This is a genomic window from uncultured Aquimarina sp. (genome assembly GCF_947495315.1).
Lineage (GTDB): Bacteria > Bacteroidota > Bacteroidia > Flavobacteriales > Flavobacteriaceae > Aquimarina.
Genome location: NZ_CANLYD010000006.1, coordinates 375,781 through 390,283 on the forward strand (window position 1 = coordinate 375,781; position 14,503 = coordinate 390,283).

The window sequence follows — 14,503 nt, forward strand, 5'->3', positions numbered from 1 at the left end:
TATGAATCAAATGGTTATTTATTAAAGTTTAAAAGAAGTAAATATTCTGTTTTTCGTAATTCTATCTATATTTATGATATGCGTCTGTAATTTCTCTTCAGCACTGCCAAATTTAGTATACAATTTGATTTTTAAAAACTTAGGTTCTTTTATGTTGGGAGTATAATCATCGGGAAGTTTAATATTTAAATACCATACTCCCTCTTCTGCATTTGCGATGATATACTCGTCCGATGTATACCTATTTGTGAGCTCATGATTTATAATTTTTTCATCTTTTTCCATCGTATGACTTAAAACAACATATTCTTTTCTCGGATTAATGTATTGCATTTCAAATTCTACAACAGGATGAGACCATTCTGTAACAACTCTTAAATCATATTTAGGCAACATAAAAAACTTTTGATCAATATTTTTTATCCTCCATTTTTGATTACGCTTGGATAACAAGTGTTTGAAATCATTTTCTATTTGATTTTGTAATCCACTAAATGATTCTATTGCTTTAACCTTGTTCTTAGCAATCTTTTTAAATAAATCAACAGATTGCTGATATTGTTTCTCATTAGAATAATTATTGGCTAAATCCAGATATATCTGTGACTGCAATGGGGAAACATCAATAATTCTTTGATACACTTTTTGCGCACGATCAAATAACTCCCTTTTTTCAAGATTGAAAGCCAACACTTTAAGAACAGAAGTGTTATTAGGAAATAATTCTATTAGATTAGAAAGAATCTGTATTCCCTTATCTTTCTGATTGTTATCAAAAAAATAATCAGAACATTCTACAAAAAAAGTGACATTATCCTTGTTAAACTCTTGTATATTAAGATACATTTCATAAGCTTTATTATAGTCTGATTCTTTTTTAAATAAAGTTATGAAATCAGATTCTGGACCATCAGATACAAGAAGTGGAGATTTAAACATTTTAACCGGAATTTTTTCGTCTTTTGATTGTTTTTCTTCAATCCTACCAGATAATTTTTTTCCTCCTTTAGTAGTAATCAATATGATTCCATTAACTCCTACAGAACCATACAGATTAGTGGCAGCCAATCCTTTTAAGACTTTGATGCTTTCAACATTATTTGATTCTATAAAATCAAAATCACCACCTATAGGTGTACCGTCCATAAATATTACAGGTTGACTTGATCCTAGAAAGGTTTTTCGTGTACGTATCAAAACATCATTTAGACTACTTTGATTCCAAAGTTTTACACCAGTAAACTTACCAGCCATGGATTGCCCTAAGTCAATTTGATCATCTATCTCAACCGTCTGAACTGCATATCCTAAAGATTTTTCATCCACTTTCCTCATTCCTACATCAACCATTTTTCGCTCTTTTCGAACTTTGGATTTGACAATTGCTGCTTCTAAACTAGTTACCTTATCAGTCATTTTGATGTCGATAAAATTGTCTTCGGGATCTATCTGCGCAATGAGTTTTTCTTTATTAGTACTACTGAACACCAGAACATCACCGGGCTCTACCACAATTTTATAATTACCACTTTGATCCGTAATTGTACCTCTATTTTTACCTTGTACTAGAACATTGATATCTGGCAAAACATCTATACCATCCGTAACCGTACCTTCTATATACTTTTTTTGTGAATCTGTGTTTTTATTAGTGATAAACTCTAAGCGAATCATTTTTTTATTTTCTGTAATAACTTTTACACCAGAATTTGTATCTAGCTCCTGAAGGTTAATATGATATCCTAAACTATAAAAGGAAGTTTCGTAAAGAAATTTTTTATTAATTTTTGGAGTGTTACTTATTGTAAATATTTTAGGGCTGTAAAGGTTTTTTTTGAATTTACCGAAATACCCCTGGCCATCAGTAAAAAAAAGTAAGAAGTCCGCTGTTATCTTTGTATTTATTAAACCAAGATCCAAGGCGCCATCATAATTTACATCGCTAAGTTTTTGTTTTAGCAAGCTCCAATCCGAGGATTTGATCTCTATGTTTTCATCAGTTAGTAATTTCGAGTTTACTATTACTAACTTTACCTTGGTATTTGGATATTCCTTAAAAAAAACATCCAAAAACTCAAGCTCCTTGGAGATGCTTTTGCTTTTTTGAGAAAGCGATGCATCCCAATAAATAGCTACGTTTTTAGAATCCTCAGTAGGTAGATTTTTTGCAGTTAGATTGGCACTAAATAAAAGTGTAACAATAATAATTATATATTTTCCCATAAGATTAAATGTACAAAAAAAGATAGAATCATTTTGTGAATATGCTTTTGACCATATTTATATAATGTACTTGCGTTATATATTACCCTGCAATTTTTTTTAAAAGCTTTCTTACCAAAAACCTCTTAAAAAAGATAATACAACACTTATCTCAGAAAAGCATAATACACCATAAATCAAGTATAACTACGCTATTTTACTTAGGTATTCTTTGGTAGATTTATTCCGAATTATAATATCATCTTTTTACAGTATTACACGAATATAACTTAGTTGGAAATAAACATCCTAATATCATATAAAGTGGAGTCCGAAAACCATACAAAAAAACGGGGCGTATTCTGAAAAGCCAAAAGAGTAAGAGTAATTAATTTAAAAATTATGTCAAAAAATAAAACTAACGCAATCGAAAGAATTTTAAGCGGAGAAGTTATAGCCACTGCTAATGTGGGAGTAAGTCCTGCAGCCATGGCAGTAACATCCGATTCTGCTAGTCTGTATGTCACGAATAGTAATAACTACGGTATAGGAGGTAGTGATACTTTGACTCTTATTGACTTAAACAGCATGATGTCCGCAAAAACAATTGCCCATGAATCATTCAATCAGCCTTATACTGTTACCTTATCAAAAGATGAAAAGAAGGCATATGTGACCAATTCTAACAGTACAACAATTAGTATTATCGATACGAAATCAAATGAAGTTATTGATGTTATGGATGGATTTAATGGACCCTCAGGGATGGTTATTTCTCCTAACGGTAAAAAGGCTTATGTAAATAATTATGGAGCAATAAGTACCAGGCCTTCTGGTGAGGGCAATACCGTCTCTGTAGTTGATTTAGAAAACGAAACAATTATTGAGCGCATACGACTTAATGAATATGGAGAATTTCCGGCAGCTCCTTCAGCAATTGCCATAACTCCAAAAGGAGACTTTGTTTATACTGCTAATTATGTAACCGGAGATCCTAATTCAGGTACGGTATCCAAGATTTCTACGAAAACAAATAAGGTGGTAGATAGAATCACAGGATTCTTTGGCCCATTTTCAATAACAATTGATGCTGAAGGGAAACATGCGTACTTAACTAATTTTGGAAGTAATAATTTTGCTCCATATGGTACAACGGTTGGTGTTTTAAATCTCAAAAACCATAAGATTACTAAGATTAATACCGGAGGAATTCAACCAGCTGGTTTTGCGATTACTACAGATGGAAAGTATGGATTCGTATCTAATTATAACACGTTATATAGATCAGGAGCACCAGATTTTACTGGATTAACAGCCGGACAAGGTACTGTAAACATTATTGATTTAAAAGCAAATGCATTAGTCGCTATGACGATTAATGTAGGTCAATCTCCGGGATCTATACTAGTTACTCCAGATGGTGAGCATGCCATTGTATCCAATTATGTCGGTAATACGGTGAGTATTATTCGTGTGTATCAAGACAACTAATATAACCCAAAACTGTATAAGCGGTCTCATGCGAATACCGCTTATACAGATATTAAAAATCTTTGTAAAATATTAATGGGACATTCTCCTTCATTTCATTTCGGCTGACAGACTTATTATGCGAACTGACGCGTTCACTGAGCTGTTACACATAGCCTGCCGAATTGTTGTCGAAGAGATAGGAGAGTAGGGAAATGTAATGTATTTGGAACGGTTTTAATACTCAAAATTCACAGAAAGAATATCCTTTTGATAAGTTACCAAAATATTCTTCCTGTGAAGTGTACTTTATGTTAGAGTTTAAAAGAAGTAAATATTCTGTTTTTCGTAATTCTATCTGTATTTATGATATGCGTCTGTAATTTCTCTTCAGCACTGCCAAATTTAGTATACAATTTGATTTTTAAAAACTTAGGTTCTTTTATGTTGGGAGTATAATCATCGGGAAGTTTAATATTTAAATACCATTCTCCCTTTTCTGCATTTGCGATGATATACTCGTCTGATGTATACTTATTGACGAGTTCATGATTTATAGTTTTCTCATCTTTTTCCATTGTATGACTTAAAACAACATATTGTTTTTTCGGATTAATGTACTGCATTTCAAATTCTACAACAGGATGAGACCATTCTGTAACGACCCTTAAATCATATTTAGGCAACATAAAAAACTTTTGGTCAATATTTTTTAACCTCCATTTTTGATTACGCTTAGATAACAAGTGTTTGAAATCATTTTCTATTTGATTTTGTAATCCACTAAATGATTCTATTGCTTTAACCTTGTTCTTAGCAATCTTTTTAAATAAATCAACAGATTGCTGATATTGTTTCTCATTAGAATAATTATTGGCTAAATCCAGATATATCTGTGACTGCAATGGGGAAACATCAATAATTCTTTGATACACTTTTTGCGCACGATCAAATAACTCCCTTTTTTCAAGATTGAAAGCCAACACTTTAAGAACAGAAGTGTTATTAGGAAATAATTCTATTAGATTAGAAAGAATCTGTATTCCCATATCTTTCTGATTGTTATCAAAAAAATAATCAGAACATTCTACAAAAAAAGTGACATTATCCTTGTTAAACTCTTGTATATTAAGATACATTTCATAAGCTTTATTATAGTCTGATTCTTTTTTAAATAAAGTTATGAAATCAGATTCCGGACCATCAGATACAAGAAGTGGAGATGTAAACATTTTAATCGGAATTTTTTCGTCTTTTGCTTGTTTTTCTTCAATCCTACCAGATAATGGTTTTCCCCCTTTAGTAGTAATCAATATTACACCATTAACCCCAAAAGTACCGTACAAATTAGTAGCTGCATATCCTTTTAACACTTTTACACTTTCAACATTATATGAATCAAGCAAATCGGCTCCGTTTAATACATCAGGATTATCAAAACCGGAAAGATTACCAGCAGTAGGTATACCATCTATATATATTGTAGGTTGATTTGATCCTAAAAACGTAGTTCGTGTCCGTATCATTATATCATTCATACTATTTCGACTATTAAGTTGTACTCCTGCGAACTTACCAGCTATTGCTTTTCCCAGGTTAATTTGATCATCTATCTCAACCGTCTGAACTGCATATCCTACGGATTTTTCATCCACTTTCCTCATTCCTACATCAACCATTATTCGCTCTTTTTGGGCTTTGGATTTGACAATTGCTGCTTCTAAACTAGTCACCTTATCAGTCATTTTGATATCGATAAAATTATCTTCAGGATCTACCTCTGCAATGACTTTTTCTTTATTAGTACTACTAAATACCAGAACATCACCAGGTTCTACCGCAATTTTATAATTACCATTTTTATCTGTAATTGTGCCTCTATTTTTACCTTGTACCAGAACATTTATATTAGGCAAAACATCTATATCATCTTTAACGATGCCTTCTATATATTTTTTTTGTGAATCTGTATTTTTATTAGTGACAAACTCTAAGCGAATCATTTTTTTATTTTCTGTAATAACTTTTACACCAGAATTCGCATCTAGCTCCTGAAGGTTAATATGATATCCTAAACTATAAAATGAAGTTTCGTAAAGAAATTTTTTATTAATTTTTGGAGTGCTACTTATTGTAAATATTCTAGGGCTATAGAGGTTTTTTTTGAATTTACCAAAGTAACCCTGGCCATCAGTAAAAAAAAGTAAGAAGTCTGCTGTTATCTTTGTATTTATTAAACCAAGATCCAAGGCGCCATCATAATTTACATCGCTAAGTTTTTGTTTTAGCGAACTCCAATCCGAGGATTTGATCTCTATCTTCTCATCAGTTAGTAATTTCGAGTTTACTATTATCAACTTTATCTTGGTATTTGGGTATTCCTTAAAAAAAACATCCAAAAACTCAAGCTCATTGGAGATATTTTTACTTTTTTGCGAAAGAGATGCATCCCAATAAATAGCTACGTTTTTAGAATCCTCAGTAGGTAGGTTTTTTGCAGTTATATTGGTACTACATAAAAGTGTAACAATAATGATTATATATTTTCCCATAATGTTAAAGTACAAAAAATGGCCGAATCAATATTTATAAAAAAAAGAAAAATACTCCTGTCAGTTGGATTTTTTCTTTTCCAAAAGTTTCTTTATGATGTGTCAGAATCATCATACGATAATAAAAAAACAACCTTCTAAAAACTAGAAGGTTGTTTGTTGTAATAGTTTGATTTGTTCTAAGAATAAGCTCTTAGTTTATTACCAGTTTTAAAGTGCGTTTGGTACCAGAACGATCTAAAATTCTCATCAAATATAATCCAGGTTTAATTCCAGAAATATCGATGGTCATATTGGTTGTACTCGTTGGTACCCTTAACGATTTTAGTTTCTTTCCATTAAGGTCAGAAATCGTAATAATACTATTCTTTAAATCTGTTGTGTTTTGTACTGAAACACTTGTAGTTGCAGGATTCGGGAATATTTCAAAAGATGTGTTTTCGATATTATTTTCTCTATTTACTACAGTTTCACAAGTAGGCGCTGTTGTAGAATTACTAAAATAAATGGAGTAATCCTTGGCGACCAGTACAAAGTTTCTTTTATCAATCGTTACATAATAATCTCCATCCAAACCAGGAATGTTCGTACCGTTTAAAGAAATTTGAGGATTCGTCTCATTGAAGTTCTGTGTAGCATTTGAAAAATCAATATACCACGGTGCTGTATTTAAATTAAATGAAAATTGATATAAACCATTATTAGCTAAACTCCAATTTAGTGTAAATAAGGTGATACTGTCCATATTTGGACCACCAGTTCCTAGTACGTAAATATAATCATAAGAAGTATTTATACTGACTAAAGCAGTTTCCATTGGTGCACCAAAAGTACAATCATCTGCAGGTGGATCAATAATAATATCATCCGTAACGGTAATCATTACCGAAGCAGTATCAGTTCCACCATTTCCATCACTAACGGTAACAGTAGCGGTATAGTTTCCTGTTGTATATGTATGTGTTGAAATAGCTCCCGTTCCAGAAGTTCCATCACCATAATCAATGCTATAGGTAAGTGTATCGTTATCTGCGTCGGTAGATCCAGAAGCATCCAAAACAACTTCTAGAGGAGTAACTCCAGCGGTTGGAGTAGCAGTGAGGACAGCCACAGGAGCGGTATTTACCGGGTCTGTATCACCAGCACATAGCGGAGCTATATCTGAATTACTACAATAAATTGTAAAATCTCCTGTAGTAGAAACTAGTACCAGATTATCTCCGTCCACGGTTACATAATAGCTTCCATCTAATCCAACAAAGCTAGAACCGGCAATGGTGATTTGTGATGCAGCAGCATTAAAGTTTTGTGTAGATACGTCAATTAAATCATTATACCAGTCTGGAATACCATTGTTAGTACTTAACGAAAATTGGTATAAACCGTTATTTCCTAAATCCCAGTTGATAGAGCAGTTGGTGATATTATCTAAATTAGGACCACGATCACCAAATACATAAATATTGGAATATGAATTATTTACAGAAGGTAATGGGGTAGCTCTTGGCGTATCAAAAGGACAAATTATTTCTTCACATGCTGTATCTACTACTAAGTCAATAGTTTGTACAAAGCCGCTGCTAAAAACGCCATCACTAACTGTTAAGGTAACTATAGCGCTATCTTGATTGGTATAGCTATGTGAAACATTAACACCCTCAGCAGTCGTGCCATCTCCAAAATCCCAGGAATAGGTCAAAGCATCTCCATTTGGATCAAAAGAACTACTGGCATCAAATTCGACATCTGGGCCTCCACATCGGCCATTATCATTTGTGAACAATGCTACAGGAGGTTTTGGTTCTGTTGTTTGGCCAAAATCAACATCACTAGTAGCGTAAAAAGCTTCTTCAGTAAGAGATCGTTGCCAAATACTATAAATAACGTGTTTGCCAGTTCTTGGAGGAAGTATAACATCTATATTGTCAATTGCGGATGCTTCTCGTGGTTCTGTTTCCACAAGAAGTTCAAGACTATCCCAAGTTAAAGGTTGATCTGGAGTCCAACTCTCTTTCGTAATGTATACTCTATAATATAATGTTTGATGCGGAGCTGTATTGGTCCAGGTTACAGTAAATGGACCAGGAGTAACCGGTGTAGTTATCCAATCATCGCGTACTTGATCGAGTCCACCGTATTTATCAGGTCTTCCTGCACTTGCTAGATTACCATCTGGGATAATTTCTCGATGCATACCATTGGCATCCATACGTGCAACTTCATTCCAATCATATAAAGCTTGAGTACCATATAAAGCAACGGCATCAATGCAAGCAGGTGAATCTGGGCTCTCAGGGTTCTCCTGAAAACAAATCCAAACTCTGCTTGGAGGACTTGTTACAGTACCATGCGAAAAAATGGTTTGAAGACTAGGAAAAATGAAAGCAACACATATCAATAGTGGAACTGACAATTTTCTTAAGTAAGATGTAATCTGACCTAAGATTGAGGTTTTAGAGTCTGTATTTTTCATGTTGTTATTGAATTGTTATTAATGAATTACTTTTCAAAAAAACAGGGTGGTTCAATAACAATTATGAAATTAGTATTTATTATCCTTGTTGTCAATGAATTAACATTTTTTAAGTTAATATTTAACATACATAAAGAATATGAAGTGTTGCCAAAAGATCACTTTACTTTGGGACGTATAATGAAAAGGATCTGCTAGCCCTTTAGAAGTAGGAGTGAGGCTGTGCAAAAACTATTCTTCTTTTTAGATTTTAATAAAAAACTGTGGTTTTTAGTTGAAGAGTTGAAGCACTAGTATTAAACATACAATATTTTGTTTCAGGTTTAAAATGGGTATTTCTACGTGTACATAAAATAACAGCAAATTTTTAGCTTTAACAAAAATATTCTTAACAGATAATTTCCCTTTTTTTTAGATAATAACAACCTAAAACTTTAACTAATGCAGAACGATACATTTACAGTAGCTGATTATTTATTAACTCGCTTAAAACAATTGGATGTTACAGAATTATTTCAAATTCCCGGAGATTACGTTAAAAACTTCACACAAGCTTTAGAAAAATTTAATGGTATTGAAACTATTGGAACTTCTAACGAATTAGACGCTTCTTATGCCGCAGATGCCTATGGAAGAACCAGAGGACTGTCTGCTGTTTCATTACAATATGGTGTCAGTACTTTTAGTGCATTAAATGCTGTTGCTGGTGCTTATGTAGAATCCAGTCCAATGGTGGTTATAAGTGCCACACCTGGTTCTAATGACCGACAAATTGGAAATATGTATAATGTTTTATACCATCACTCGACAGGTAACCTAAAAGCGGATCAAGAGATTTATAATCACGTTACAGTGGCTTCAGATACCTTAAGTACTTCAGTGGGCGCTGCAAAGAAAATTGATAAATTATTAGTTGCTGCAATTACACATAAAAAACCTGTTTATATCGCAGCTTATAGTGAAGTGTGGGGGGAGCCTTGTAAACGCCCTTCGAAAAAGAAGTTACAGCCTAAAGTTAAAAAGAGTAAACAAGATGCACTGTTAAATGCTGTAGATCAAGCTTGGACACAATTAACAGCTGCAAAACACCCCATGATTTTTGCGGGTGTGGAGGTTTTAAGACATGGCTTACCAGGTTTACTTCAAAAAATAATAGATGCAAGCGGATTTGTATACACAACCACATCGCTGGGTAAAACGGTACTGGATGAAAAAGGAGATCATTTTATTGGTACATACTCAGACGCAGCCTCTATAAACAATGTAACAAATTATGTGAAAACATCTGACTGTTTTTTAACCTTGGGAACCCTCATTACAGATGATTATTTATGGTTTGTTGAAAATAAATTTTCTGATATGGTGATGGCAACAACAACAGAAATCAGGGCTGGATATTATACATATAATGACGTTACCATGAAAGATTTTATGGAAGCCTTATTAGAGCGTTTTGAAAACAGTACATCCTATCCATTAAAAAACAAAGCACCTAAGCAACCCAAATATCCTGAACCCTGGAGTTCATCGTCAGACCCAAAATACAATGACAAACCAGATGTTATTACCTATAATCGCTTTTTTCAACACACTGTTAAGCATATAGAAGACAACAAGCTGTGGGATGACATTAATCTAACATTTGGTGTGAGTTCTGCAATGTATGTTGCCACCAATATTTACGGAATGAAACAAAACAGCTTTATAAGTTCTGCTGCCTGGCAATGTATTGGTTATGAAACGGGTGCTGCTTTAGGAGCACAATTGGGAAGTAAAAAACAATCCTGGACAATCGCTGGTGATGGTGGCTTTATGATGATTTGCCAATCGCTTTCAACCTTGGCAAAATACGATGTAAACAGTGTCATTTTTGTAATGAGCAATCAAGTGTATGCTATAGAACAAGTTTTTGTAGATGTAGATGCTTTTTGCCCGAATGGTACATTCGATGAGTTTGACAACCTGGCAAAATGGGATTATATGGCCTTAGCCAAAGCTTATGGAGCTAATGGGTATCAAGCTAGTACCATAAAGGAATTAAATACTGTATTAAAAACACTTAAAACTACAAAAACGAAGAAACCCACTTTGGTGGAAATTATAATTCCTGAAAAAGATTTAGCAGGACAAATGAAAAATCTAACCCCTCAAGTAATGAACTGTAACAACTAAAATATAACAAATGGAAAACAAGACATACTCAATTTTTGGAGCCGGAGCAGCTGGTTTATATACAGCCTGGAGATTACTTAAAGGAAAACCATCTAATTCAAAAGATACATCGAAAAATTTAAAAGAAGGAGATACGCTGGAATTATATGATTGGGGTAAATATGAATTTTCGAAAGAAGATAAAGGAACCCGAGCAGCAGGTGCCAGAGTTTGTACCTGGCATTATAAAGACGATCCAGACGCTTCTTATTTGGAACTAGGGGGTATGCGTTATTCTGCTTGGGATTATAAAAAAACAAAGAACAACCCAAATCCCAACGATGGTAATAATCCGGGACATCGATTAGTAACCAAAACCATTAATGAAATTGGTTTGGAAAAGTACTCTGTACCTTTTAACGAAGCTAGTGACCCGCTTTTATCTTTAAGAGCAAAAAGCATGTATACCTCAGATATTGATGCGAGCAATCCTGCGCCGTATAATGTAAATAATTATGGAGCAGACTCAGGACCAGACGACGGTTTTACTAAAATCGAAAGCGTTGGGATTGACGTTTCTGAAGATGCATTACCACCTACAAGAAATGAATGGTGTACATTTTATGAGGAAGGAAAAATAACAAAAGATTTAGGCGACGAATCTATCTTTGAAAAAGGACAAAAACTAAAAGATATTGGGTATTGGAATTTAGCCTATGATGTTTTAGGACAAGAAGGCTTCGGTTATTTAGCAGATGGTAATGGGTATTCTTCAAATGTAGTAAATAGTAACTCTGCACAATCGTTTGAAGTTAATAATGAATTTACACCAGGAACGCTATATAAAACATTGACCATTGGGTATTCTGGTATTTTTTCTACGCTTTTTCAAGAAATTGTAAAACTTGCGGAAGAGACAGGCATCTGTTTTGAGTACTATCCAAATACTAGACTACGTTCTATTTTAGAAAATAAAAATGTCATTCATTATACCACAGCAAGTAGAAAAGAACCTACTAAAGAATTGGATTCAAAAACGTGTGATGCTGCATTTTTAGCAATGGGAAGGTATGCTATAGATTTAGTAGCACAAGCTACCCGTTATATGAACAAAAAACGAGGAGATTTTGATGTTTTAAATGATGATAAAGTACAATTGTATTTAGAATCTGTTTTAATGCAACCTTCCTATAAAATTGGGATGTTCTTTGATACTCCCTGGTGGAGAGATGACATTCCGTCACCTCCAAAATATCCGGCAAAACTAAACAGTTACTTTTTAACTCAAGAAGGTATTAAAGCACTTAAGAAGGATAAATTTCCTGCTAAATATTTAAAAGCAATAGAAAAAGCGGCTTCAGAAGCTGCCAAGGCAAAGTTAACCGCAGAAAGTGAGAATAAAGCCTATGATAATTCAGTGACATCACTTATAGATGTCACCTATGATACCGAAGCTTCTTTTTTAAATGCAGCAGAAACTATAGTCGAAGCAAATTTCAGTTATAAAGAAACACAACAAATTACAGGTGTAGCGCATTTAGATACGATTGGCCCTAGTGCTACAGATATGCCTATTAGACAAGTGGTTTATTTTGGAGACAATGCACGTGATAAAAAAGGGAAGAAAGTTTACGGAATTTTAGCCAGTTATGACGATATACAGTACACCACTTTCTGGAAAGCCTTAGAAATTGGTCCCAATAGAGAACGTAAAATAGCAGAGTCTCAAGATACCCAACCCTTAGAAGGGCCACGTAAAGCGCCTGCAATCATGGTAAAAATGTTACGCAAGCAACTGGCAAGCTTACATTTTGGTTCTCAAGCAAGTTATACAGCGGTTCCAGAACCTTTAGAAACCAAATATATGGATTGGTCTTTACCACCATTTAATGCAGGATATCATGCGTATTTCTCTCATTACAATATTGGAGATGTACAGCAAAAGATACGAAAGCCATCATCCTTAGTAAAAGGTAAAGACTGTAATCTCTTTATTATTGGATCCACGTATTCTAATGATCAGGCTTGGGTAGAAGGTGCTTTTTGTACAGCAGAATCTGTTTTAAACGATTTCTTCAATATAGAAAAACTAATAGACGATTCAGCCTATCCATTTATTTGTCCGGAGTAAACATAACATCAGAAAAGTATTAATCTTATAAAGTAAATTATTATGAAAAAACCACAACAATCTTCGGTAAGACCTTACAAAGAATGGGAGGAAGGGCTCCCCAAAGGGAAGAACAATGGGGCACAATTCGGTATTTTGTCGAAACTTCATGGCACTTGGGTAAACTGGAAAGACGGTCCGACAGGATTGCATACAACACCTATGCCTTCACCTGGTTCATCATCAGAGACCATTTTTGGAGTATTCCACTTTAAATCTCAGGAGTACAGAGAGCAGCTCAAGTTCACTCAAGTTAATGCACCTGTCCGTAACCGTGCAGGATCTAATGAACAGTTTAATGGAGCTGTTAAATATGAAACTGCAATTATAGACAACGATAACGATCTTCAGCACTTTGAAGACGGAATGTACTTATGGCTGGGCGATCACCAGATGCCTTGGAGTGAAGAAAGTCCGTACCAAAACCCTGCTACAATGTTTAAGCATACAGCAGATGCTGAATCTGTGAAAACGGATGGCGCGGAACCTGTATTTGGACCGGGAGAATTAGGACCTCAATTTGTTCCTCCATATCAAATTTCTCGTTCTGGTGTGATTCCTCATGGTACGACCATCCACTTAACAGGGAATATCACCGAGTCTGGAGAAGGAAAGGCTCCTCATATTGCTGACCTATGGGAACAACAATTTTTATCTGTATCACCCAGTATGGGAATCAATCCTGAGAAAGACTTAATCCCTGGATCTCTTGAGAAGCCAAAATGGACAAAACTCCCTCGTGAAGAACAAAATCCTGACGGAGGTATAGGTAACAGTGGTGTAAACAGTGGACGTGCTTACTTTGAAAAAATCTTTAACTATGATCAGTTTGGTGCGAAGTTCCCATATACAGTACAACCCAACCTGAAGTTGAGTGATGCTAACGAAGGACTAGAGTTTAAAAAGTACGATATGATCGAGTTGGACTCGTTCCATAACACCGGTGTTCAAGGTGCCACTATAAACAACGTGATGATTGAGCGCTACTGCAGGGTTGCCAGAATGCGCTACCGCATGTGGATCGAAGAGGTCTATGATGAAGATTTTGGAGGTGTGATCGAACAGCTACAGTACGAGCAAATCGTGGACTTTGAGTTCCAGTTTGGATCAAACGGAGGAACAACACTATGGCCTCATATCCAGGTGAACACCTTACGTCGCGAGAAAGACATTCCTGCAGACAGACGCTTACCATCTATCAAGCTACCAACGGAGGTTCATGATGAGGAAGTACTTAAAAAATCTAATGCTGCTAGCATTTGTCCAGTGATGCGACACACTCGTCATTAAAAGTAAATCTTGCGACACCCAGAAGCTTCGGAATAGTATAATTTCACCACAGGTGACTGGCTCAATAACACTGTATTTAGGTGTTATTGAGCCTATAAAAAGAGCTATTTGGTCAAAAACTAAACCACTCTGCACTTAAAGTGCAGAGGTTTGGTTTTTCTAGGGACTAAAGTCCCTATGCCTTATTCCAATATG

Annotated in this window: 7 protein-coding genes; 4 read left to right on the forward strand and 3 right to left on the reverse strand. The window is 34.6% G+C overall.

All coding sequences use genetic code 11. The features are described from left to right. Positions 1–21: 21 nt before the first annotated feature. Positions 22–2,223, reverse strand: a complete 2,202-nt coding sequence (locus Q0910_RS13620) for a carboxypeptidase-like regulatory domain-containing protein (RefSeq protein WP_299217488.1) — start codon at positions 2,221–2,223, stop codon at positions 22–24. A gap of 381 nt (positions 2,224–2,604) precedes the next feature. Here Q0910_RS13620 and Q0910_RS13625 point away from each other — a divergent pair, with 381 nt between their 5' ends. Continuing rightward, positions 2,605–3,693 (forward strand): hypothetical protein, encoded by a 1,089-nt coding sequence (locus Q0910_RS13625; protein ID WP_299217495.1) that lies wholly within the window; start codon positions 2,605–2,607, stop codon positions 3,691–3,693. 293 nt (positions 3,694–3,986) lie between these two features. On the opposite strand, the gene Q0910_RS13630 is transcribed toward Q0910_RS13625, so the two are convergent. Next, on the reverse strand, positions 3,987–6,224 hold the full coding sequence (locus Q0910_RS13630) for a carboxypeptidase-like regulatory domain-containing protein (RefSeq protein WP_299217500.1): 2,238 nt from the start codon (positions 6,222–6,224) through the stop codon (positions 3,987–3,989). A gap of 193 nt (positions 6,225–6,417) precedes the next feature. Continuing rightward, positions 6,418–8,697, reverse strand: coding sequence for a lytic polysaccharide monooxygenase (locus Q0910_RS13635; protein WP_299217507.1), 2,280 nt, complete (start codon positions 8,695–8,697; stop codon positions 6,418–6,420). A gap of 441 nt (positions 8,698–9,138) precedes the next feature. Here Q0910_RS13635 and Q0910_RS13640 point away from each other — a divergent pair, with 441 nt between their 5' ends. From Q0910_RS13640 to Q0910_RS13650, 3 genes are read left to right on the forward strand one after another with little or no spacing between them, the layout of a single operon-like run. Continuing rightward, a complete protein-coding gene (locus Q0910_RS13640; protein WP_299217514.1) occupies positions 9,139–10,869 on the forward strand; it encodes a thiamine pyrophosphate-dependent enzyme in 1,731 nt (576 codons plus the stop codon). Positions 10,870–10,879: 10 nt separating this feature from the next. Beyond that, entirely contained in the window at positions 10,880–12,979 is a 2,100-nt protein-coding gene (locus tag Q0910_RS13645) for a hypothetical protein (protein ID WP_299217521.1), read from the forward strand. A gap of 42 nt (positions 12,980–13,021) precedes the next feature. Beyond that, positions 13,022–14,308 (forward strand): peroxidase, FMP-type, encoded by a 1,287-nt coding sequence (locus Q0910_RS13650; RefSeq protein ID WP_299217528.1) that lies wholly within the window; start codon positions 13,022–13,024, stop codon positions 14,306–14,308. The last annotated feature ends 195 nt before the right edge of the window (positions 14,309–14,503 follow it).